We start from the raw sequence: 19,440 nt of genomic DNA on the forward strand, positions 1-19,440 counted from the left end.
GGTAGTACGCGCCCGCCGAGGACGGCACCTCTCCCCCGCACAGCACCCGCGCCCCCTCGCCCCGCGCGCGGTCCACCAGCGACGCCACCCGGTCGCGGTGCGCGACCGTCGCCAGCGGCGCCACCTGCGTGTCCGCCGCGGTGCCCGGCCCCATCCTCAGCCGGGACGCCCCCGCCACCAGCAGGTCCCGGAACTCGGCGTACCGCGGCTCCGGCAGGAAGATCCGCGACCCGGCGATGCAGCTCTGGCCGCTGGAGGAGAAGATCCCGTACAGGATCCCGGCCACCGCCTGCTCCACCGCCGCGTCCGGGCACACGATCGTCGGTGACTTGCCGCCCAGCTCCATGGTCACCGGCATGACCTTCTCCGCCGCGATCCGCCCGATCGCCCGCCCGGTCGACGTGCCGCCGGTGAACGCGACCTTGCCGACCAGCGGGTGCCGCACGATCGCATCCCCCACCACCGACCCCGGGCCCGGCAGCACGGACAGCAACGGCGCCGGCACCCCCGCCTCCAGCACCAGCCGCGCCAGCGCCAGCGACACCAGCGGGGTCGCCTCGGCCGGTTTGAGCAGCACGCCGTTGCCCGCGGCCAGCGCGGGCGCGATCTTCTGCGCGTCGCTGGCGATCGGCGAGTTCCACGGCGTGATCGCGCCGACCACCCCGATCGGCTCGTACACCGACATGGTCAGCCACGGCCCGCGTTGCGGGGTCAGCGCGGTTTCCATCGTCTCCAGCGCCGCCGCGTAGAACCGGAACGTCCCGGCCGCGCTCGCGACCAGCGCCCGCGTCTCCCGCAGGGTCTTGCCGGTGTTGCGGGTCTGCAGCAGGGCCAGCGACTCCGCGTCCCGCTCGATCAGGTCGCCGACCCGGGCCAGCGCCCGGGCCCGTTCGTGCGGCAGCAACGCCGCCCACTCGGCCACCGACGCCGCGCGGGCCGCCTCGTCGACGTCCCGCGCGGACGCGCCGTGCACGACCGCGATCGGCTCACCGGTCGCCGGGTCCACGCACTCCAGCGGTGCGCCACCGCCCCGCCGCCACCGCCCGGCCACCAGGATCTCGTCCGCGGGCACTGTCATCGAGCCACCTCCACACGCCGTCCAGGCTCGGCAGAATAACTTAGCTCTAAGTTAATTGGAAGGTGTTGACGGTATTGAAACAAACCCGCAGAAAACTTAGCGCTAAGGGTTGTCGGCGACCGGGAGGCGGTGCTACAAACTCTTCCCAAGTTCCCTTAGAGCTAAGACATCCAAGGAGATCCCGTGACGACGACGCAAGCCGGCCTCGAGGAACTGATCGACTCCTGCATCGCGACCCGCGAATCGCGCTACGAGGACTGGGACACGCTCGGTTTCCAGGCCAAGGCGGGCGACCAGTTCCGCCGCGCCCAGGTCCGCTACATCGGCTCCGGCGCCACCGGCAACCACGACACCGACAACCGCATCCTGCCCTCGGAGCACTTCACCTTCTCCAACATGCGGCTGCCGGCCGGCGCGATCGGTCCCGAGCACACCCACCACGACGTGGAAGAGGTCTTCTTCGTCCTGGAGGGCACCCTCGAGGTCACCGTGCACGACGTCGAGGACGGCACCAAGACCGCCAGCCGCGTGCTGGGCTACCGCGACCTGATCCGCGTCCCCGCCGGGGTGCCGCGCAGCCTGCGCAACATCGGCGACACCGACGCCCTGTTCGCCGTGATCATCGGCGCGCAGAAGCCGCAGCTGCCGACCTACCCGCCGACCTCGCCGATGCACGGCGTGACCCGCGACTGACGCCATGCCCCGGACGGTACGAGTTCACCAGAGCACCTGGCTGGCCGACGGGGTCGTGCGCGTCGAGCTGCGCGACCCCGCCGGGGCGGCCCTGCCGGCGTGGGAGCCGGGCGCGCACCTGTCGCTGCACCTGCCCAACGGGCTGGTCCGGGAGTACTCCCTGTGCGGCGACCCGGCGGACGGGCACAGCTGGACCGTGGCCGTCCTGCGCGAGCCGTCCTCCCGCGGCGGCAGCGCGTGGGTGCACGAGCGCCTCACGCCCGGCACGCTGATCGAGATCGACGGGCCGCGCAACAACTTCGCCCTCGAAGACGCGCGGGCGCACCTGCTGATCGCGGGCGGCATCGGCATCACTCCCCTGCTGGCGATGGCGAACCGCCTGCAAGAGCGGGATTCCGACTGGAGCATGCTCTACTGTGGACGATCCCGGGCGAGCATGGCCTTCCTGGGCGACCTGCCCGCGGACCGGGTGCGCGTGCACGCCGACGACGAGCACGGCGGACCGCCGGACCTGGCCGTGGAGCTGGCCGGTCTCCGGCCGGGCACGCTGGTCTACTGCTGCGGCCCGGAACCGCTCATCGCCGCGGTCGAGGCCGCGCTCCCGGACACCTCGATGCTGCGGGTCGAGCGGTTCCGCGCGCCCACAACAACCCCGCCCGCCCCTGACGAGGGCTTCGACGTGGTGTGCGGCGGGTCCGGGCGGCGCGTGCCGGTTCCGGCCGGCGTGTCCATCCTGGACGCGCTCGCCGGGGCGGGGGTGTCCGTGCCGAACTCCTGCCGGGAAGGGGTGTGCGGCACGTGCGAGACCAAGGTGCTCTCCGGGGAACCGGAGCACCGCGACTTCCTGCTGAGCGACGACGAGAAGGCGGCCGGCGGCACGATGCTGATCTGCGTGTCGCGCAGCCGGTCGGCCGAGCTCGTCCTGGACGTGGAGGACTGAGGACATGCCTTCCAGCTACGAGAACGCGTTCGGCGACGAACTCGAGGCGATCTACGGCCGCGGCGTGCACGACCTGCCCGGTGTCGTGGCCGCCCTCAACTCCTCCGGGGTGCGCCCCGCGGGCGGCGAGGACTGGACCGAGTCGTCGTTCACCGCCGAACTGGCCCGCCTGAGCGGAACGGAGAACCACGCGTGAACCCCTTGCACACCCCCGAGGGCCTGCTGACGTTCGGGCTGCGGGACCGCTGGTACCCGCTGTGCCCGTCGGACCACGTGCGCACCGGCGAACTCGTCCGGATCGACCGCGCGGGCGAGCAGCTGCTGCTGTGGCGGGACGCCGCGGGAACCGTGCACGTCCAGGAGGACCGCTGCCCGCACCGCGGGGCGCGGCTGTCGCAGGGCGTGCACATGGGCGACCGGATCGCCTGCAACTACCACGGCGTGCAGCTCGACGCCGAGGGCACGGTGGTGTCCGTGCCGGGCAGCCCGGGCTGCGCGCTGGAGGGCCGCCGCGTCCTGCGGACGTTCCCCGCCGAGGAGCACGCGGGCGCGATCTTCGCCTGGTTCGGTGTCGACGAATCGGCACCGCCGGCCCCGCTGGAGGTGCCGGAGCCGATCGCGGGGGGAGAGTGGTCGCAGTTCCTCTGCTACGTCGAATGGGACGCGCCCTACCTGTACTCGCTGGACAACCTGCTCGACCCCATGCACGGCGCGTTCCTGCACCGCAACAGCCACACCATGTTCGCCGGCAAGCGCGAGGCGGTCTTCCAGATCCGCGCGACCGACAAGGGTTTCGTGTTCGAGAAGACCGACCAGCGCGGCGTCAACTTCGACTGGGTGGAGCTGACTCACGGCGGCGCCGACTGGGTCACCCTCGACATCCCGTACCCGGACACCGCCGGCCCGGGCGGTCCGTTCTCGATCGTCGCCGGTTTGTGCGCGATCTCGGAGAACCGGCACGCCGGGTTCTTCTGGCGCTGCCGCAAGGTGTCCGGCTGGGAGCGGGACAGCTGGCGCTTCCTCTACCGCAACCGGCTGGAGGCCCGGCACTACGCGGTGCTGGAGCAGGACCGCGAAATGGCCGAGGCGATGCCCGCCGACGCGTGGGACCGGGAAAACCTCTACCAGCACGACATCGCGCTGGTCCGCATGCGGCGCCTGCTCAAGGCCGAAGCCGCGAAACAGGTGGCCCGCCTGACCGAGCCCGCGACCGCCCCGCCGGTCCCGGTCGCCTGACAACTTCCCTTGGAGGACACCATGTCCGAACCCGTCGTCCGGTTGCGGGCGCTGCGGTCGGTGACCCTGCGCTCCACCGCGTGCGCCGACGCGGGCGAGTTCTACCGCGAGGTGTGGGGGCTGCGGCAGGTCGAGCAGGACACCGGCGCGGTGTGGCTGCGCGGCACCAGCAGCGAACACCACGTGCTGCAGTTGCAGCAGGCCGAGCAGAACGCGCTCGGCAAGGTGGCCTTCGCGGTCGCCACGCCCCGCGAGATCGACGAGGCCGCCACGCGCCTGGCCGCCCAGGGCATCCCGCTGGTCACCGAGCCCGGCAAGCTGGACCAGGTCGGCGGCGGCTACGGGCTGCGCTTCGCCGATCCGGAGGGCAGGCTGATCGAGCTGTCCGCGGACGTGTTCGCGGTGACCCCGGACGATCCGGACGGGCACCCCGCGGTGCCGCGGAAGCTGGCGCACGTCGTGCTCAACACCGCCGACATCGACGCGGCCTGCGAGTTCTACACGCGCGTGCTCGGCATGCGGATCTCCGACTGGTCCGAGCACCAGATGGCGTTCCTGCGCTGCAACGCCGACCACCACGTGATCGCGTTCAACCAGGCGCCGTTCGCGTCGGTCAACCACGTCGCCTACGAGATGGCCTCGATCGACCACTTCATGCGCGGCATCGGGCGGCTGCGGCACAACGGGATCACCCCGCTGTGGGGCCCGGGGCGGCACGGGCCGGGCAGCAACACGTTCGGCTACTTCGCCGACCCGGCCGGGCTGGTGTGCGAGTACACCTCCGAGGTCGAGCAGGTGGTGGAGGACGCGTGGCTGTGCCGGGTGTGGCGGCGCACGCCCGAGCTGTCCGACCTGTGGGGCACCGCGGGCCCGCCGTCGAAGGACGTCCGCACCCACATGGCGGGCGTGCCCGACCCCGGCTACTCGGCGTGGTGGCAGGGATGAGGACCGGGGTGATCGGCGCGGGCGCGATCGGCGGCGTGGTCGCCCGCGCCCTGCGCGACGGGACCGTACCGGGTGCGACGCTCTCCGGCGTCGTGGACCCGGCCGGGCCCGCGGACCTGCCGGTGGTGTCGCTGGACGAGCTGCTGTCCACTTCGGACCTGGTGGTCGAGGCGGCCGGGCAGCGCGCACTGGCGGAGGTCGGACCTCAGGTGCTGGCCGCCGGGCGAGACCTGCTGGTCGTGTCGGTCGGCGCACTGGCCGACGACGCCCTGCTGGCGAAGCTGCTGTCCGCCGGACCGGGTGAGCTGCACCTGTCCACCGGGGCGATCGGCGGGCTGGACCTGCTGCGGGCGGCGGCCCGGATGGCGCCGCTGTCCCGGGTGACGATCGAGACCACGAAACTGGCCGCGAACCTGGTGCAGCCGTGGATGCCGGCCGATCAGGCCGAGCGGCTGCGGACCACCGCCGAGCCGGTCGAGCTGATGCGTGGCCCGGCCCGCGAGGTGACCGCGGCGTTCCCGAAGTCGGCGAACGTGGCGGCCTCGGTGGCGCTGGCCGCGGGCGACTGGGACGTGGTCGAGGCGGCGGTGATCGCCGATCCGGCCGCGGAGCTGACCTCGCACGTCATCACCGCTGAGGGGCCGGCCGGGTCGTACCGGTTCGAGATCCGCAACCGGCCCTCGCCGCGGACTCCGACGAGCAGCGAGGTCGTGCCGCACGCGGTGCTCGGCGCGATCGCCGCGCTGGCCGAGCCCCGGGTGGTGTTCCGATGACTCCGGTGTTGCTGCTGCACGGCATCGGCGGGTCGAGCGCGTCCTTCGAGCCGCAGGTGGACGTGCTGTCGAAGCGTCACCGGGTGGTCGCCTGGGACGCGCCGGGCTACGGGGACTCGCCCGATCCGGAGCGGGCCGACATCGGCTGGTACGCCGAGCAGGCTGCGCGGATCTTCGACGAGCCCGCGCACGTGGTGGGCGTGTCGTGGGGCGGGGTGATCGCGACCCGGCTCGCGCTGGAGCACCCCGTGCGGTCGCTGACCCTGGCCGATTCGACGCGCGGCTCCGGCACCAGCCCCGAGGCCGCCGCGCGGATGCGCGCGCGGGTGGACGAGCTGGCCGAGGTGGGCGCCGCGGAGTTCGCGCGGCGGCGCGCGCCGCGGCTCAGCTCCGATCCGGCGACCCGCGCGAAGGTCGAGGCGACCATGGCCCGGGTGCGCCTGGCCGGGTACCGCGCGGCCGCGGAGTCGATGGCCACCACCGACCACGGTCCGCTGCTCGGCCGGATCAGCGTGCCGACGCTGGTGGTGGTCGGCGCGGACGACCAGGTCACCGGCGTCGCGGAGAGCCGGTTGCTGGCGCGGGAAATCCCGGGCGCGCGGCTGCGGGTGATCGGCGGCGGGCACGCGGCCAACCAGGAGTGCCCGGACGAGTTCAACGAGGTCCTGCTGGAGTTCCTGTCCGAAGTGGAGGCCGCGCGATGCGCCTGATCGTGGTGACCGGCGCCGGGCGCGGGCTCGGCTGGGCGATCGCCGACGCCCTCGGCGCGTCCGGCGCGCAGGTCGTGGTCGCCGAGAGCGATCCGGAGCGGGCCGCTCGCGGGGTGGCGCAGCTGGAAGAGCGCGGCCGGACCGTGCACCGCATCGACACCGACGTCGCCGATCCCGATTCGGTGGCGCACCTGGCCAAGCGGGTCGCGGAGATCGGGCCGCTGCACGGGCTGGTCAACAACGCGGCGATGGCCGACGGGGTGGGCGGCAAGCACTTCGCCGACCTCGAAGTCGAGGCGTGGGACCGGCTGATGACGGTGAACGCGCGCGGTCCGTGGCTGGTCGCCCGCGCCCTGTACCCGCAGCTGGCGGCCACCGGCGGGCGGATCGTGAACATCGCCTCCGACGTCGCGTTGTTCGGGCCGCCGCGGCTGGTGCACTACGTGTCGTCGAAGGGCGCGGTGATCGCGATGACCCGCGCCATGGCCCGCGACGCCGGGCCGGACGGGGTGACGGTGAACGCGGTCGCGCCGGGCCTGACCGAGGTCGAGGCCACCGAGCGGGTGCCCCGCGAACGGCACCAGCTCTACGCGGACGGGCGGGCGCTGACCCGGGCGCAGCGACCGGGTGACGTGGTGGGCGCGGTGGAGTTCCTGCTCTCCGACGCCGCGTCGTTCATCACCGGGCAAACGTTGGTCGTCGACGGCGGATTCGTCTGCCACTAGGAGCTTTCATGGACCTGCGACTTTCCGGGCGGGCGGTGGTGGTGACCGGCGCCAGCTCCGGTGTCGGGCTGGCCACCGCCGCGCTGCTGCTCGCGGAGGGCGCGCACGTCGCCGCGTGCGCGCGGGACGGCGAGCGGCTGGAGAAGGCGCTCGCCGATCTGCCCCGCGCGTCCGGCGCCCGGCTGTACACCGCGGCCTGCGACGTCCTCGACGCCGGCGACGTGCGGCGGTTCGTCACCGGCGCGGGCGAGGAGTTCGGCGGGCTGGACGGCGTGGTCAACAACGCCGGCCGCTCGCTGATGGCGCGGCTGGCCGAGACCAGCGACGAGCAGTGGCGCGACGAGCTGCACCTGAAGATCTTCTCCGTGCTGCACGTGGTCCGCGCCGCGCAGCCGTGGTTGCGGCCGGGTGCGGCGGTGGTCAACGTCAACGCGATCCTGTCGCGGCAGCCGGAACCCCAGCTCGCCGCGACCTCGGCGGCGCGGGCGGCGCTGCTGAACCTGTCCAAGACGCTGGCCGCGGAGCTGGCGCCCCAGGTGCGGGTCAACTCGGTGTGCCTCGGCCTGGTGGACACCGGGCAGTGGCGGCGCCGGTACGAGCAGTCCGGCACCTCCCTGTCGTGGGAGGACTGGACCCGCGAGCTGGCCGAGGACCGCGGCATCCCGCTCGGCCGGCTCGGCACCGCCGGCGAGGTCGCCTTCCCGATCGTGGCGCTGCTGTCGCCACGCGCGTCCTATGTGACCGGTTCCGCCCTCGACGTCGGTGGCGGCGTCGCCCGATACGTCTGAGGAGACACTCGTGAAACACGGCAACGGCGGGGACTTGCTCGCCCAGATCCTGATCGACAACGGCGTCGACACCGCGTTCGGCATCGTCAGCGTGCACAACCTGCCGCTGGTGGAGGCGATCGCGGCGCGGCTGCGGTTCGTCCCGGTGCGGCACGAGGCCGCGGCGGTCAACGCGGCCGACGGGTACGCCCGCGCCCGCGGCGGCCTCGGCGTCGCGATCACCAGCACCGGCACCGGGGCGGGCAACGCGGCCGGGTCGCTCGTGGAGGCGCTGACCGCGGGCAGCCGGGTGCTGCACGTGACCGGGCAGATCGACTCGCCCTACCTCGGGCAGGGGCGCGGGGTCATCCACGAGACCCGCGACCAGCTGGGCATGCTCACCGCGGTGTCGAAGCACGCCGCAACCATCTCTTCGGTGGCCGAGGCGGAGGACGTGCTGCGGCGCGCGGTCCGGCAGGCCGTGTCCCTCCCCTGTGGACCCTCCAGTGTGGAGTGGCCGATCGATCTGCAGTACGCGCGGCACACGTTCACCGCCCGCGGTCCGGAGACCCCCGGGCCGGTACCGTCGCCGGACGAGGCCGCGCTGGCCCGGGCGGAAGAGTTGCTCGCCGCGGCGCGCCGGCCGGTGATCTGGGCCGGCGGTGGCGCGGTGGGCGCGCGGGACGAGGTGCGGGAGCTGGCCGAGCGGCTGCGGGCGCCGGTGTTCACGAGCAACTCCGGGCGGGGCACGCTGCCCGAGGACCACGAGCTGGTGGTGGGCAACTTCGCGACCGCGGCGGAGGACCTGCTGGCCGAGGCCGACCTGCTGATCTCGATCGGCACGCACTTCCGGTCCAACGAGACCAGGCACTACCACCTGGCGCTGCCCGAGCGGCACATCCAGATCGACGTCGACCCCGCCGCCCTGGGCCGGGTGTACCCGGCGACGGTCGGTATCGCCGGGGAGGCGGCCGAGGTGCTCCGGCGCCTGCGGGGCGGGCCGGGCGATCCGGCGTGGCGGGCGCGGGCGGTGGCGACGCGGGCCGCCGTGCGGTCGCGGCTGCGTGAGGCGATCGGCCCGTACGCCGAGATCTGCGACGCGATGCGCGCGGGGCTGCCGCGGGAGTCGGTGATCGCGCGGGACGTGACGATCCCGTCGAGCCAGTGGGGCAACCGGCTGCTGGAGATCGCCGACCCGCGGACCAACCTGTTCCCGGTCGGCGGCGGGATCGGGCAGGGCCTGGCGACCGGCATCGGGGCGGCGCTGGCCGGCCGCGACGCGCCCACGCTGGTGATGGCCGGGGACGGCGGGCTGGCCGTGCACCTGGGCGAGCTGGGCACGCTGGCGCAGGAGAAGCCGTGGCTGGTGCTGGTCGTGTTCAACGACGGCGGGTACGGGGTGCTGCGCAACATGCAGGACCACCACGGCGGCGCGCGGGCCGGGGTGGACCTCTACACCCCGGACTTCTCGCGGCTGGCGCAGTCGCTGGACCTGCCGTACCAGCTGGTGAGCAAGCCGTCGCTGTTCGGGGAGGCCCTGGAGAAGGCGGTCGCGCAACACGGCCCGTCCGTGATCGAGGTCGACGTGACGGCGCTGGACCCGGCGCCGCGCCCGTTCGTCCCGCCGGTGCCCGTCCCCCGGGAGGACTGATGACCACCCCGGCGACCAGCCACCACCACGGACACGCCCCCGCCAACCGGCGGCGCCGCGTCCTCAAGACGGCCGCGCCGCTGCTCGTGCGCTACCCCGTCGCCGACGTACGCGCCGCCGTGATCGTCCTGCACGACGAGCGCGGGCTCACCGCCGGAGCCGAGGCCGCGTGCCGCGCGCTCGCCGAGTGCGGGTACCTCGCCGTGGCCCCGCTGCTCTACTACGACACCGGCGGACGGGTCTACCCGCGCGGCAACTTCGCCGCCCTCGAACCGGAGGACCTCGCCGCCGACGTCGCCGGCGCGCTCGACCACCTGCGGCGGCGCGCGCGAGTCCCGCCCACCGCGTTCACCGGGCTCGGCCAGGGCGCCCACCTCGCCGCGTGGGCCGCCACCACGCACGGCCTGCCCGCGGTGGGCGTCGAGCCGCGCGAAGGTCCCTGGCCCGGTCTCCCCGAGCTGCCGGTGCTCGCCGCGAACCTGGGCGAGTCCTGGCTGTCCCTGCGTGACGAAGACGACACCTGGGACGAAGCAGTGCGATTCCTCGATTCAGCCCGCACACTATTGCCCGACGAGGAGACCGAATGAGCATCGACGCCACACCCGCAATGACGCAGGGTGACATCGCGGCCCGGCTGGAACGGCTGCCGATGTCGCGCTGGCAGATCAGCGTTCGCCTGCTGATCGGCATCGTGACCTTCTTCGAGGCGTTCGACCAGCTGCTGATCGCCTACACGCTGCCGGTGCTCTCCCGCGAGTGGGGCCTGTCGGCGGCCACCAGCACCGCGGCGCTGACCATCGGCTCGATCGGGATGCTGCTCGGCGCGCTGGTCTCCGGCTGGGCCGCCGACCGGATCGGCCGGGTCAAGGTGATCGCGATCTGCGTCGCGGTCAGCGCCCTGTGCAGCGCCGGCATGGCCGCCTGCGACTCGCTCACCCCGTTCCTCGTCCTGCGGTTCGTGCAGGGGCTCGCGATCGGCGGCGAGGTGCCCACCGCCGCGGCCTACATCAGCGAGATCACCCGCGCCCACAAGCGCGGCCGGTTCGTGCTGCTCTACGAGGTGGTGTTCCCGGCGGGCCTGGCGGTGAGCGCGCTGGTCGCGGCGTGGCTGATCCCGCTGTGGGGCTGGCGCTCGCTGTACCTGCTGGCCGCCGTGCCCGGCCTGATGGCGTTCGTGATCCTGAAGAAGGTGCCGGAGTCGCCGCGCTGGCTCGCCTCGCGCGGCAAGTACGACCGGGCGGCCGCGGCGATGGCGACGATGGAGGCGAAGGTCCAGCGCGCGACCGGTGAGCCGCTGCCCGCGCCGGCCGCCGCGGTGCCGGTCACCGCCCCGCAGCAGCGCGGCAACGCCCTGCGCGACCTGTTCGCCGGACGCTACCGGCGTCGCACGCTGACGGTGTGGACGATCTGGTTCGTCGGCTACCTCGCCAACTACGGCATCACGTCCTGGCTGCCGACGATCTACCGCGGCGTGTTCCACCTGCCGCTGGGCCAGGCGCTCTGGTACAGCACCGCGACCTCGGCCGCCGGCCTGGCCGGCTGCGTGCTGGCGGCGCTGGTGATCGACCGGATCGGGCGGCGGATGGTGCTGGCCGCCGGTCTCGGCGCGACCACCGCGATGCTGGTGGTGCTGGGCGCGCTCGGCGCCGGGTCGCCGGTGCAGCTGCTGGTGTGGTCGTCGCTGGCGGCGGTGTTCAACTTCGCCGTGAACATCAGCCTGTACCTCTACACGCCCGAGCTGTACCCGACGCGCAGCCGCGCGCTGGGCTGCAGCCTGGGCGGGGTGATGAACCGGCTGGGCCTGATCCTCGGGCCGATCCTGGTCGGCGCGGTCTACGCCGGCGGCACCGCGCTGGGTTCGGTGTTCCTGCTGATCAGCGGGATCACGCTGGTGGGTGCGATCGTGGCCGCGGTGTTCGCGGAGGAGACCCGCGGCCGCACGCTGGAGGAGATCGCGCCCTGACGCCGACGGGGGTGCCGGGTCCGCCCGGCACCCCGCGACGGGCCGGTTTTCGCGCTAGGTTCGGTCCATGGCCAAGGGCGAGGCGGTGGAGCTGGACGCCGGGAACCACACGGTGCGGATCTCGAACCCGCAGCGGGTCTACTTCCCGGCGCGGGGCGAGACGAAGCTCGACCTGGCGCGGTACTACCTGTCCGTGGGCGAGGGGATCGTGCGCGCGCTGCGGGAGCGGCCGTGCATGCTGCACCGGTTCCCGTCCGGGGTCAGCGGCGACAAGGTGCACCAGAAGCGGGTGCCGGCCGGGGCGCCGCCGTGGCTGGAGACGGTGCGCGTGCACTTCCCGCGCTACGACCGGCACGCCGACGAGCTGTGCGTCACCGAGCTGGCCCACGTGATCTGGGCGGTGCAGATGAGTACCGTGGAATTCCACCCCTGGAACTCGCGGCGCGCGGACACCGAGAAGCCCGACGAGTGGCGCATCGACCTCGACCCCGGCCCGGAGGCCGATTTCGCGCGGGTGCGGCGGGTGGCGCACGTCGCGCACGAGGTGCTCGACGAGCTGGGCGCCGTGCGCTGGCCGAAGACCTCCGGGGGCAGCGGCCTGCACATCTACGTGCGGATCGAGCCGCGGTGGGGGTTCAGCGAGGTGCGCCGGGCGGCGCTGGCGTTCGCGCGCGAGGTGGAGCGCCGCGCCCCCGACGACGTGACCACGACGTGGTGGCGCAAGGACCGCGACCCGGCGCTGGTGTTCGTGGACTACAACCAGAACGCGCGCGACCACACGATCGCGAGCGCGTACTCGGTGCGCGGCGTGCCCGAGGCGACGGTGTCGACGCCGATCCGGTGGGACGAGATCGACGACGTCGAACCGGGCGACTGCACGATCGCGACGGTCCCCGCGAGGTTCGCCAAGCTCGGCGACCTGCACGCCGGCATCGACGACACCGCCTACTCGCTGGAGACGCTGCTGGACTGGGCCGACCGCGACGGGCTGGACTGACCGCCGCCGACCGAAGCGGTGGGGCGCATCCGGAACGCGACGATCAACGCGAGGACGGCGACCACGGCCATGGCCAGGAACGCGTCGGAGAAGGCCGCGCCCGCCGGTCCGGCGAAGAGGGGATTCACGGCGCCGCCGCCGCTGTGCTGCCACGCGGTCACCAGCACGCCGAACAGGGCCGGGCCGGTGCCGGCGCCGAGGAACTGCGCGCCCTGCAGGATCCCGAGCCCGGCACCGGTCTGCTCGGCCGGCAGCGCGCTCGCCGCGGCGCTGATGATCGGGGTGGCGCGAAGATGAACCCGACGCTGAGCCCGGGGATCCCGACGCCCGCGGGGATCACCGACGCTGCCGTCGCGAAGCTCGACAGGAACAGGGCGAACAGCGCCATCGCCGTGAGACCCGCCAGCCCGGTTCGACCTGCCGGGTGGCATCTTCCTCGGCCTCGGGGCCGGGCTGGTGCTGTTCGGCATGACCCAGGCGCAGGTCGCCGGCTTCACCGCACCCTCGTCCTGGGCCCGCGCTTGTCCGCGGGCATCAACCTGTGACGGCGATGATCGAGAGCACCGGCAGCGCGGCCGCGCCCAGCCCCATCACGACCCGCCCGAGCACGAGCACGGGCAACTCCGGGGCCAGCGCGCAGACCAGGCTCCCGGCGGCGTAGGCCAGCAGGGCGAAAGCGAACAGACGCCGCAGGCTGACGCGGTCGGAGATGCGGCCGTAGAAGGGGATGCCGACCGAGAACACCAGCAGGAAGCCGGTGACGACCCGGGCCAGCTCGGCCTCGGAAGCCCCGAACTGCTCGCCGATCGACGGGAGCATGAGGTTGACCATGTCGCTGGCGATAACCGTGACGAGCACGGCCGGCAGGAGCAGGGCCAGCAGGGCCGGCGTCGAGCCGGTTCGTCCGGTGGTCGGCGTGCCTGTCATGCGGTCGTCCCGTCGCGGCATGAACTGCCACTGTTGTGGTTACAGTCAGGGCGGTAAAGACGGCGGAGGACGTGCCTCCGCCAGTCGGCCGGTCAGCGACTCGCCGGCGCGTGTTCGCGCTCGATGGCCAGCATCTGCCGGAGCAGGTGGGCGATCGTGGTCCGGCCGAGCCGTTCTTCCATGGCCTGTTCCGCCTCGCGGAACTCCACCTCGAGCAGGGCGCAGATGTTGCGTCCGACCTCGCACGCGTCACTGGGCGGATGGGCGTGCCGCGACAGGATCCGCCCCTCCTCGACGGCGGCGTAGGCGTCGTCGAGGGTGATCTCCCGCGCGGCACGGGCGAGGGACCAGCCGCCACCACGCCCCTCGGTGGACCACACCAGGCCCGCGTCGCGCAGGCTGCCGAGGATGCGCCGCACGAGAACCGGGTTGCTCGCCAGGCTCTCCGCGATCTCCGCCGAGGTCAGCGAGCGGTCACTCCAGCGCACCAACATGGTGAGCGCGTGAATCGCCACCGCGCTCCTGCTGCTGAGCCCCGCCGTCGGCCCTGGCCGGGTAAGGATCATCCACTGGGGTACCCGGAGCGCTCACCGACCGGAAGGACCCGAGATGAGCGGCGAAGACAAGGCCCGGAACAAGGCGGAAGAGCTCAAGGGCAAGGCGAAGGAAGGGCTCGGCAGGGCCACCGGCAACGAGCAGTGGGAGGCCGAAGGCAAGGGCGAGCAGGGCAAGGCCGACGTCAAGCAGGCGGGCGAGAAGGTCAAGGACGCGGCGAAGGACGTGTTCGACCGCTGACCCTGTGGCACCCGCCACAACCCGGTGTACGCATCGCGATCGCCACGTTCAACATGCGTACATGAGCCTCGACGAGGAGACCCGCGCGCCGCGGTTCGAGCGACCACCGAAACCGGTTGCCGGGCCGCGGCGGGTGCGCCGGGACCTCACCGGCACCACGCTGACCAACGGCGTGATCGGCCTGGTGTTCTCCGCGACCGGGCCGATCGCGGTCATCCTCGCCGTCGGGGTGCAGGGCGGGCTGACCCCGGCGCAGCTGGCGTCCTGGATCTTCGGGGTCTTCTTCCTCAACGGCATCCTCACGGTGCTCGCGTCGTGGCTGTACCGGCGGCCGCTCGCGTTCTTCTGGACGATCCCCGGCACGGTCGTCGTCGGCGGATCGCTGAACCACCTGACCTGGGCCGAAGTGCTGGGCGCGTTCGTGGTGACGGCGCTGCTGATCCTGGGGATCGGCCTGACCGGCTGGGTGCGCGCGGTGATGGCCGCGCTGCCGATGCCGATCGTGATGGCGATGGTCGCCGGGGTGTTCCTGGAGTTCGGGCTCGACCTGGTGACCGCGCTCGGCCTGGACCCGGGCGTCGCGGTCCCGATGGTCGCGGTGTTCGTGCTGCTCAGCGCGCTGCCATCGGCCGGTCGGCGGCTGCCGCCGATCCTGGGGGCGCTGCTGGCGGGCGCGGTCGCGGTGGCGGTGGCGGGTCGGTTCGCCCCGGCCGGTTCCGGCTGGCTGGCCGAGCCGTTGCTGCAGGCGCCCCGGTTCACCTGGACCGCGTTGCTGGAGCTGGTCGTGCCGCTGGCGGTGACCGTGCTGGTGGTGCAGAACGGCCAGGGCGTGGCGGTGCTGAAGCAGGCCGGCCACGAGCCGCCGACCAACGTGGTGACGGTCCTGTGTGGACTGTGGTCGCTGCCGGCCGCGGCGGTGGGCGCGGTGTCCACCTGCCTGACCGGGCCGACGAACGCCCTGCTGGTCGCCTCGGGCGAGCGCGAACGCCAGTACACGGCGGGCCTCGTGTGCGGTGCGGGAGCGGTGGTGACGGGCCTGTTCGCACCGGCGTTCGTGCGCCTGATGCTGGCGACGCCACCCGCGTTCATCGCGGTGCTGGGCGGGCTGGCGATGCTGCGGGCACTGCAGAGCGCGTTCGTGACGGCCTTCCGCACGAAGTTCACGCTCGGCGCCCTGGTGGCCTTCCTGGTGACCGTGTCCGGCGTGCAGCCGCTGAACATCAGCGCCGCGTTCTGGGGCCTGGTCGCCGGGCTCGCGGTGTCGGCCCTGCTGGAGCGCGGTGACTTCCGCTCATGACCGGCGCCGGGCGGCCAGCTCCGCGCGCGAGCGGATGCCGAGCTTGGCGTAGATCCGGGTCAGGTGGTACTGCACCGTCTTCGTGGACAGGAACAGCTCGGCCGCCACCTCCCGGTTGGACAGTCCACTCGCGACCAGCTGCGACACCGCCTCTTCCTGCGGGGTCAGCTCGTCGAACCCCCGGCCGCGCGGGACGTGCACCCCGCCGGCCTTCAGCTCGCGGTCGCAGCGGGCCACGTACGTCGCCGCGCCCAGCGCGGTGAACGCGTCCCGCGCGGTGCTGATCACCGTGTCGGCTTCGCGGCGCTTGCCGGCCCGCCGCAGGATCTGCCCGTAGGCGAAGTTCACCCGCGCCAGGTCGTAGCGCAGCGGCAGGTCCTCCAGCAACTCCAGCGCCTCGCCGAACGCCGCCCGCGCCCCCGCCACGTCACCCCGCGTGCCGAGCAGCCGCCCGCGCGCCGCGGCGAGGCGGGCCCGGGCCGAGACCCGCCCGCGGTCGGCGGCGAGGCGTTCGTGCGGTTCGAGGAACGCGCCGGCCTCCGCGGTCTTGCCCGCCAGCACCAGCGCGTGCGCGTACATGTCCGCCCACGGCCACAGCCCCGGCTCGTCGATGCTGCCGCCCGCCCACGGCATCGTCAGCGGCCGCAACGCCCGCAGCACCCCGGCCGAGTCCGCGCGCGCCTCCGCGACGTGCGCCCGCGCCAGGCACGACGGCACCCGCATGATCTCGTAGTCCTGCGGCCCGGCGTCGGCCCGGCGCAACGCCTCCTCGGCGCGCTCCCAGTCGCCCCGCAACGCGTGCACCGCCACCGCCGTCCACGCCAGCAGCGGCCCGGCCAGCACGATCCCGGACCGGTCCAGCAGCGGCTCCGCCTCCGCGACCGTGCGCAGCGCCTCGTCCCACTCCCCCGCCAGGAACTGCGCCCGCGCCAGCCACCCGCGCGCCCACAGCGAGATCCGGGTCGAGCCGCCGAGGAACGTCGTGGGCACCGAGATCTCCAGGTCCACCCGCGCCTCGTCGAGCGCGTCGACCATCAGGTTCAGCCAGCCGCGGCCCATCTGGATCCGCTGCGCCTGCGCGCCGTGCTGCACCCGTCCGGCCAGCTCGGCGTACCCGGCCAGCGCCTCGTCCGCGCGGCCGCTGCCGGCCGTGCCCAGCCCGCGGATCGCCGCCGCCTCGACCGCGGCCGGGGCGTCCGCGGGCACCAGCGAGATCGCCCGGTCCGCCCACCGCACCAGGTCCTCGGCGCGGCACCGCGCCAGCGAGTGCAGCACGTAGCGCTGGCAGATCAGCGCCGCGACGTCCGGCTCGCGTCCGGCGTTGACCAGGTCCCAGGCCCGGCCCAGCCGCGTTTCCGCCTCGGCGGCGCGGCCGCGCACGATCGCCAGGTACCCCAGGACGGCGTTGCGCAGCGGCGTCTCCCGCAGGCTCTCCACCTCCGGGACCAGCGCGGCCGCGGCGAACGCGTCCCCGGCGCCGATCAACGCGTCCACCGCGCGGGTGAGGCGGCTTTCCCGCTTCAGCCGGTCGTCGGTGAGGCGGCTGGCGTCGGACAGCAACGAGGCCGCCACGCCCCACGCGCCCTCGGCGGCGAGTTCGGCGGCCAGCTCGTCGAGCCGGTCGGCGACCGCCGCGTCCGGCACCGGGGACGCGGCGACCAGCAGGTGCATGCGGCGGACCGGGTCCTCGATGAGGTCGGCGGCCCGGCGGTGCGCGTCCGCGGCGGCGGCCGGGCCCATCGCGGCGAGCACGGCGGCGCGCACCATCGGGTCCGGCGGGCCGGCTTCGGTGAGGCCGTGCGGGGCGAACTCGGCCAGTCCCGCGGCACACGCCTCGTCGAGCAGCGGCAGCACGTCGCCGCCGGCCCCGGCCAGCGACGCGGCGTCCCGCACCGCGGTGCCCGGCCCGAGCACCGCGATCGCCTCGACCAGCCGCCGCGCCGCGGGCGAGCACGACTCCAGGGCCTCGCACACCCGCGCGGCGACCACGGCGGGCGCGGGCAGGTCCGGGTCGAACCGGGCCCACGTCGCGGCCGGCACCTCGCCGAGCAGCTGCACGACGTGGCGCGGGATGCCGCCGGTGTGCCGCCACAGCCGCTCGGCCATCGACGGGTGCAGCAGGACGCCGTGCGCCGCGGCCAGGTCGCCGACCTCGCACGCGGTGAGCGGCTCCAGGCGCACGGTCGTGGTCGCGGCGCGGTGCAGCAGTTCCAGCGCCGCCGCGGGCACGTGGTGGTCGCCGCTCACGCACGTGGCGACCACGAGCAGCCGGCCGTCGTGGTCGTGCCGGACGGCGGAGACCAGCGTGCGCAAGGACTCCAGGTCCGCCCACTGCGCATCGTCCACAATGGCCACCCCGTCGGCGCCACCGAGCTGGGCCAGCACTCCCCCGGCGCGGCCGGTCTCCCACGGCGCCCCGGCCGCGCGCCGCCTCGCCCCGCCGTGCCGGGCGGCGAACTCGTCGGCCAGCGCGGACCGTCCCACCCCGGCCGGGCCGGTGACCAGCACGAACGCCGACGCCGTCGCGCTGCCCAGTGCGGCGAGCGCGGCGGCGCGGGCGATCAGCTGCGGGCGACGGTGGACCACATGGTCACTCTAGGCGGGCTCCGGCGCGACCGCGGCCACCGGAACGCCGGCGTGGTCGGCCCGCGGCACCAGGGCGGTGACCAGCGCCGCGGCGAGCGCCACCCCGGCGAAGATGAAGAACGCCGTGGTCCCGCCGAGACCGGCGCCGACCAGCAGGCCGCCGACGACCGGGCCCACGATCCCGCCGAGCCGGCCGAACCCGGCGCACCACGCCACCCCGGCGGCGCGCGCCCGCGTCGGGTAGTAGTTGGACACCAGCCCGTAGATCAGCACCTGGGTGCCGATCGTGCCGACCCCGGCCACCGCCACCGCGAGCAGCAGCGCGACCAGCGGCAGGTCCAGCGGCAGCAGCGCGAGCGTGATCGCGGCGAGCACGAACGTGGTGACCACGACCCGCTTCGCCCCCGCCCGGTCCGCCCACAGCGAGGCCAGCACGCCGCCGACGATCGCACCGAGGTTGAGGACCAGCAGGAAGGTCAGCGAGTAGCTCTTGCCGTACCCGTTGTCGGACATGATCTTCGGCAGCCACGTGTTCAGGCCGTAGGTCAGCAGCAGCCCGGCGAAGCTCATCAGCCCGAGCAGCGCGGTCGGCCAGGCCAGGGCCCGGGTCGCCAGCGCCGGGAAGCCGACGCGGTCGGTCACCGGCGGCTCCGGCACCAGCGGGACCCCGGTGCGCTCCGACACCGCCCGCGCCTCGGCGTCCCGGCCGCGGGCGGCCAGCCACTTCGCCGACTCCGGCAGCTTGACGATCGCCAGCGGCAGGACCAGCACGATCGGCAGCGCGCCGACCCAGAACAGCCCGCGCCACCCGACGTCGTCGGCCAGCACGATCGCCAGCAGTGAGGCGAGCACGCCACCGGCGGGCACTCCACTGTAGACGATCGCGTTGAGCCGGTTGCGGCGTCCGGCCGGCGCGAACTCGGCCACCAGAGCGCCGACGGTCGCGACCAGCGCGCCGACCCCGATGCCGGTGAAGAACCGGCCGAAGCCGAACGCGGTGACGTTCTGCGTCAGGGCGGTCAGCCCCATCCCGATCGAGAACCAGGCCAGGTTGATCAGCATGATCTTGCGGCGGCCGATCCAGTCGCCGAGGGCGCCCGCGGCCAGTGCGCCGACGAGCACGCCGACCAGGGCGTAGCTGCCCAGTGCCCCGGCCTGGCCGGCGCTGATGTGGCCGAGCTGGCTGGGGTCGGCGAGCAGGGTGGGCAGGACGGTGCCGTAGACGACCAGGTCGTACCCGTCGAAGACGAGGGCGATCGCCGACAGGGCGACCACCCAGGACACGGTGCGCCGGCGCTTCGTTGCGTCGGTGTCGGACATGATGGCTCCCGGGGTGGGGTGTGGGGAGGAAACAGCG

21 protein-coding genes are annotated in these 19,440 nt (G+C 73.9%); 15 read left to right on the forward strand and 6 right to left on the reverse strand.

The window, feature by feature from the left end; genetic code table 11:
- On the reverse strand, nt 1-1,078 hold a 1,078-nt coding region (locus tag D0D15_RS20045), incomplete at its 3' end, for an aldehyde dehydrogenase family protein (RefSeq protein ID WP_115944661.1).
- A gap of 183 nt (nt 1,079-1,261) precedes the next feature.
- Between D0D15_RS20045 and D0D15_RS20050 the strand changes: the two genes are divergently transcribed.
- The 13 genes from D0D15_RS20050 to ligD all read left to right on the forward strand — a co-directional run bounded on the left by D0D15_RS20050 (nt 1,262) and on the right by ligD (nt 12,478).
- Nucleotides 1,262-1,771 carry a cupin domain-containing protein gene (locus D0D15_RS20050; RefSeq protein WP_094005240.1) on the forward strand — a complete coding sequence of 170 codons (510 nt, stop codon included), beginning with the start codon at nt 1,262-1,264 and terminating at the stop codon, nt 1,769-1,771.
- Nucleotides 1,772-1,775: 4 nt separating this feature from the next.
- Nucleotides 1,776-2,711, forward strand: a complete 936-nt coding sequence (locus D0D15_RS20055) for a PDR/VanB family oxidoreductase (RefSeq protein WP_094005241.1) — start codon at nt 1,776-1,778, stop codon at nt 2,709-2,711.
- 4 nt (nt 2,712-2,715) lie between these two features.
- Nucleotides 2,716-2,907: a recombinase-like helix-turn-helix domain-containing protein gene (locus tag D0D15_RS20060; protein ID WP_094005242.1), complete on the forward strand. Its 192-nt coding sequence runs from the start codon at nt 2,716-2,718 to the stop codon at nt 2,905-2,907.
- A complete protein-coding gene (locus tag D0D15_RS20065) occupies nt 2,904-3,947 on the forward strand; it encodes an aromatic ring-hydroxylating oxygenase subunit alpha (RefSeq protein WP_233157235.1) in 1,044 nt (347 codons plus the stop codon). Before D0D15_RS20060 ends, D0D15_RS20065 begins: the two co-directional genes overlap by 4 nt.
- Before the next feature lie 21 nt (nt 3,948-3,968).
- Nucleotides 3,969-4,892, forward strand: coding sequence for a VOC family protein (locus D0D15_RS20070; RefSeq protein WP_094005243.1), 924 nt, complete (start codon nt 3,969-3,971; stop codon nt 4,890-4,892).
- Nucleotides 4,889-5,665, forward strand: a complete 777-nt coding sequence (locus D0D15_RS20075; protein WP_167481523.1) for an aspartate dehydrogenase domain-containing protein — start codon at nt 4,889-4,891, stop codon at nt 5,663-5,665. The genes D0D15_RS20070 and D0D15_RS20075 overlap by 4 nt, the downstream gene beginning before the upstream one ends.
- The gene (locus D0D15_RS20080; protein WP_094005245.1) at nt 5,662-6,375 is read left to right on the forward strand and encodes an alpha/beta fold hydrolase; all 714 of its coding nucleotides are present in this window, start codon (nt 5,662-5,664) and stop codon (nt 6,373-6,375) included. The genes D0D15_RS20075 and D0D15_RS20080 overlap by 4 nt, the downstream gene beginning before the upstream one ends.
- Complete coding sequence (locus D0D15_RS20085) at nt 6,366-7,100, forward strand: SDR family oxidoreductase (RefSeq protein ID WP_094005246.1); 735 nt, start codon at nt 6,366-6,368, stop codon at nt 7,098-7,100. The genes D0D15_RS20080 and D0D15_RS20085 overlap by 10 nt, the downstream gene beginning before the upstream one ends.
- Before the next feature lie 8 nt (nt 7,101-7,108).
- Nucleotides 7,109-7,888, forward strand: coding sequence for an SDR family oxidoreductase (locus D0D15_RS20090; RefSeq protein ID WP_094005247.1), 780 nt, complete (start codon nt 7,109-7,111; stop codon nt 7,886-7,888).
- Between the two features lie 10 nt (nt 7,889-7,898).
- Complete coding sequence (locus tag D0D15_RS20095; protein ID WP_094005248.1) at nt 7,899-9,518, forward strand: thiamine pyrophosphate-binding protein; 1,620 nt, start codon at nt 7,899-7,901, stop codon at nt 9,516-9,518.
- Nucleotides 9,518-10,105, forward strand: coding sequence for a dienelactone hydrolase family protein (locus D0D15_RS20100; RefSeq protein WP_094005249.1), 588 nt, complete (start codon nt 9,518-9,520; stop codon nt 10,103-10,105). The genes D0D15_RS20095 and D0D15_RS20100 overlap by 1 nt, the downstream gene beginning before the upstream one ends.
- Complete coding sequence (locus D0D15_RS20105) at nt 10,102-11,481, forward strand: MFS transporter (protein ID WP_167481524.1); 1,380 nt, start codon at nt 10,102-10,104, stop codon at nt 11,479-11,481. The genes D0D15_RS20100 and D0D15_RS20105 overlap by 4 nt, the downstream gene beginning before the upstream one ends.
- A 67-nt stretch (nt 11,482-11,548) precedes the next feature.
- Complete coding sequence (gene ligD, locus D0D15_RS20110) at nt 11,549-12,478, forward strand: non-homologous end-joining DNA ligase (protein ID WP_115944653.1); 930 nt, start codon at nt 11,549-11,551, stop codon at nt 12,476-12,478.
- On the opposite strand, the gene D0D15_RS20115 is transcribed toward ligD, so the two are convergent.
- The 3 genes from D0D15_RS20115 to D0D15_RS20125 all read right to left on the reverse strand — a co-directional run bounded on the left by D0D15_RS20115 (nt 12,427) and on the right by D0D15_RS20125 (nt 13,971).
- Complete coding sequence (locus D0D15_RS20115) at nt 12,427-12,975, reverse strand: MFS transporter (RefSeq protein WP_094005252.1); 549 nt, start codon at nt 12,973-12,975, stop codon at nt 12,427-12,429. The two genes, ligD and D0D15_RS20115, sit on opposite strands and share 52 nt — an antisense overlap.
- A gap of 37 nt (nt 12,976-13,012) precedes the next feature.
- The gene (locus tag D0D15_RS20120) at nt 13,013-13,405 is read right to left on the reverse strand and encodes an MFS transporter (RefSeq protein ID WP_158224422.1); all 393 of its coding nucleotides are present in this window, start codon (nt 13,403-13,405) and stop codon (nt 13,013-13,015) included.
- Between the two features lie 92 nt (nt 13,406-13,497).
- Nucleotides 13,498-13,971, reverse strand: a complete 474-nt coding sequence (locus tag D0D15_RS20125) for an RrF2 family transcriptional regulator (protein WP_094005254.1) — start codon at nt 13,969-13,971, stop codon at nt 13,498-13,500.
- 43 nt (nt 13,972-14,014) lie between these two features.
- Between D0D15_RS20125 and D0D15_RS20130 the strand changes: the two genes are divergently transcribed.
- Both D0D15_RS20130 and D0D15_RS20135 read left to right on the forward strand, forming a co-directional pair.
- Nucleotides 14,015-14,200, forward strand: a complete 186-nt coding sequence (locus tag D0D15_RS20130; protein ID WP_094005255.1) for a CsbD family protein — start codon at nt 14,015-14,017, stop codon at nt 14,198-14,200.
- A 61-nt stretch (nt 14,201-14,261) separates the two neighbouring features.
- Nucleotides 14,262-15,497: a benzoate/H(+) symporter BenE family transporter gene (locus D0D15_RS20135; RefSeq protein ID WP_094005256.1), complete on the forward strand. Its 1,236-nt coding sequence runs from the start codon at nt 14,262-14,264 to the stop codon at nt 15,495-15,497.
- On the opposite strand, the gene D0D15_RS20140 is transcribed toward D0D15_RS20135, so the two are convergent.
- Nucleotides 15,492-18,083 carry a helix-turn-helix transcriptional regulator gene (locus D0D15_RS20140; RefSeq protein ID WP_115944654.1) on the reverse strand — a complete coding sequence of 864 codons (2,592 nt, stop codon included), beginning with the start codon at nt 18,081-18,083 and terminating at the stop codon, nt 15,492-15,494. The genes D0D15_RS20135 and D0D15_RS20140 overlap by 6 nt on opposite strands.
- A 9-nt stretch (nt 18,084-18,092) precedes the next feature.
- A complete protein-coding gene (locus tag D0D15_RS20145; protein ID WP_094005258.1) occupies nt 18,093-19,403 on the reverse strand; it encodes an MFS transporter in 1,311 nt (436 codons plus the stop codon).
- Nucleotides 19,404-19,440: the final 37 nt, after the last annotated feature.

It is taken from the genome of Amycolatopsis thermalba, assembly GCF_003385215.1.
GTDB lineage: Bacteria > Actinomycetota > Actinomycetes > Mycobacteriales > Pseudonocardiaceae > Amycolatopsis_E > Amycolatopsis_E thermalba.

Excerpts from the sequence above, each read along its gene's own strand:
- D0D15_RS20055 (WP_094005241.1), top strand. The coding sequence starts at position 1,776 with ATGCCCCGGACGGTACGAGTTCACCAGAGCACCTGGCTGGCCGACGGG.
- D0D15_RS20060 (WP_094005242.1), top strand. The coding sequence starts at position 2,716 with ATGCCTTCCAGCTACGAGAACGCGTTCGGCGACGAACTCGAGGCGATC.
- D0D15_RS20070 (WP_094005243.1), top strand. The coding sequence starts at position 3,969 with ATGTCCGAACCCGTCGTCCGGTTGCGGGCGCTGCGGTCGGTGACCCTG.
- D0D15_RS20075 (WP_167481523.1), top strand. The coding sequence starts at position 4,889 with ATGAGGACCGGGGTGATCGGCGCGGGCGCGATCGGCGGCGTGGTCGCC.
- D0D15_RS20080 (WP_094005245.1), top strand. The coding sequence starts at position 5,662 with ATGACTCCGGTGTTGCTGCTGCACGGCATCGGCGGGTCGAGCGCGTCC.
- D0D15_RS20085 (WP_094005246.1), top strand. The coding sequence starts at position 6,366 with ATGCGCCTGATCGTGGTGACCGGCGCCGGGCGCGGGCTCGGCTGGGCG.
- D0D15_RS20090 (WP_094005247.1), top strand. The coding sequence starts at position 7,109 with ATGGACCTGCGACTTTCCGGGCGGGCGGTGGTGGTGACCGGCGCCAGC.
- D0D15_RS20100 (WP_094005249.1), top strand. The coding sequence starts at position 9,518 with ATGACCACCCCGGCGACCAGCCACCACCACGGACACGCCCCCGCCAAC.
- D0D15_RS20105 (WP_167481524.1), top strand. The coding sequence starts at position 10,102 with ATGAGCATCGACGCCACACCCGCAATGACGCAGGGTGACATCGCGGCC.
- ligD (WP_115944653.1), top strand. The coding sequence starts at position 11,549 with ATGGCCAAGGGCGAGGCGGTGGAGCTGGACGCCGGGAACCACACGGTG.
- D0D15_RS20120 (WP_158224422.1), bottom strand. The coding sequence starts at position 13,405 with ATGACAGGCACGCCGACCACCGGACGAACCGGCTCGACGCCGGCCCTG.
- D0D15_RS20125 (WP_094005254.1), bottom strand. The coding sequence starts at position 13,971 with ATGATCCTTACCCGGCCAGGGCCGACGGCGGGGCTCAGCAGCAGGAGC.
- D0D15_RS20130 (WP_094005255.1), top strand. The coding sequence starts at position 14,015 with ATGAGCGGCGAAGACAAGGCCCGGAACAAGGCGGAAGAGCTCAAGGGC.
- D0D15_RS20135 (WP_094005256.1), top strand. The coding sequence starts at position 14,262 with ATGAGCCTCGACGAGGAGACCCGCGCGCCGCGGTTCGAGCGACCACCG.
- D0D15_RS20145 (WP_094005258.1), bottom strand. The coding sequence starts at position 19,403 with ATGTCCGACACCGACGCAACGAAGCGCCGGCGCACCGTGTCCTGGGTG.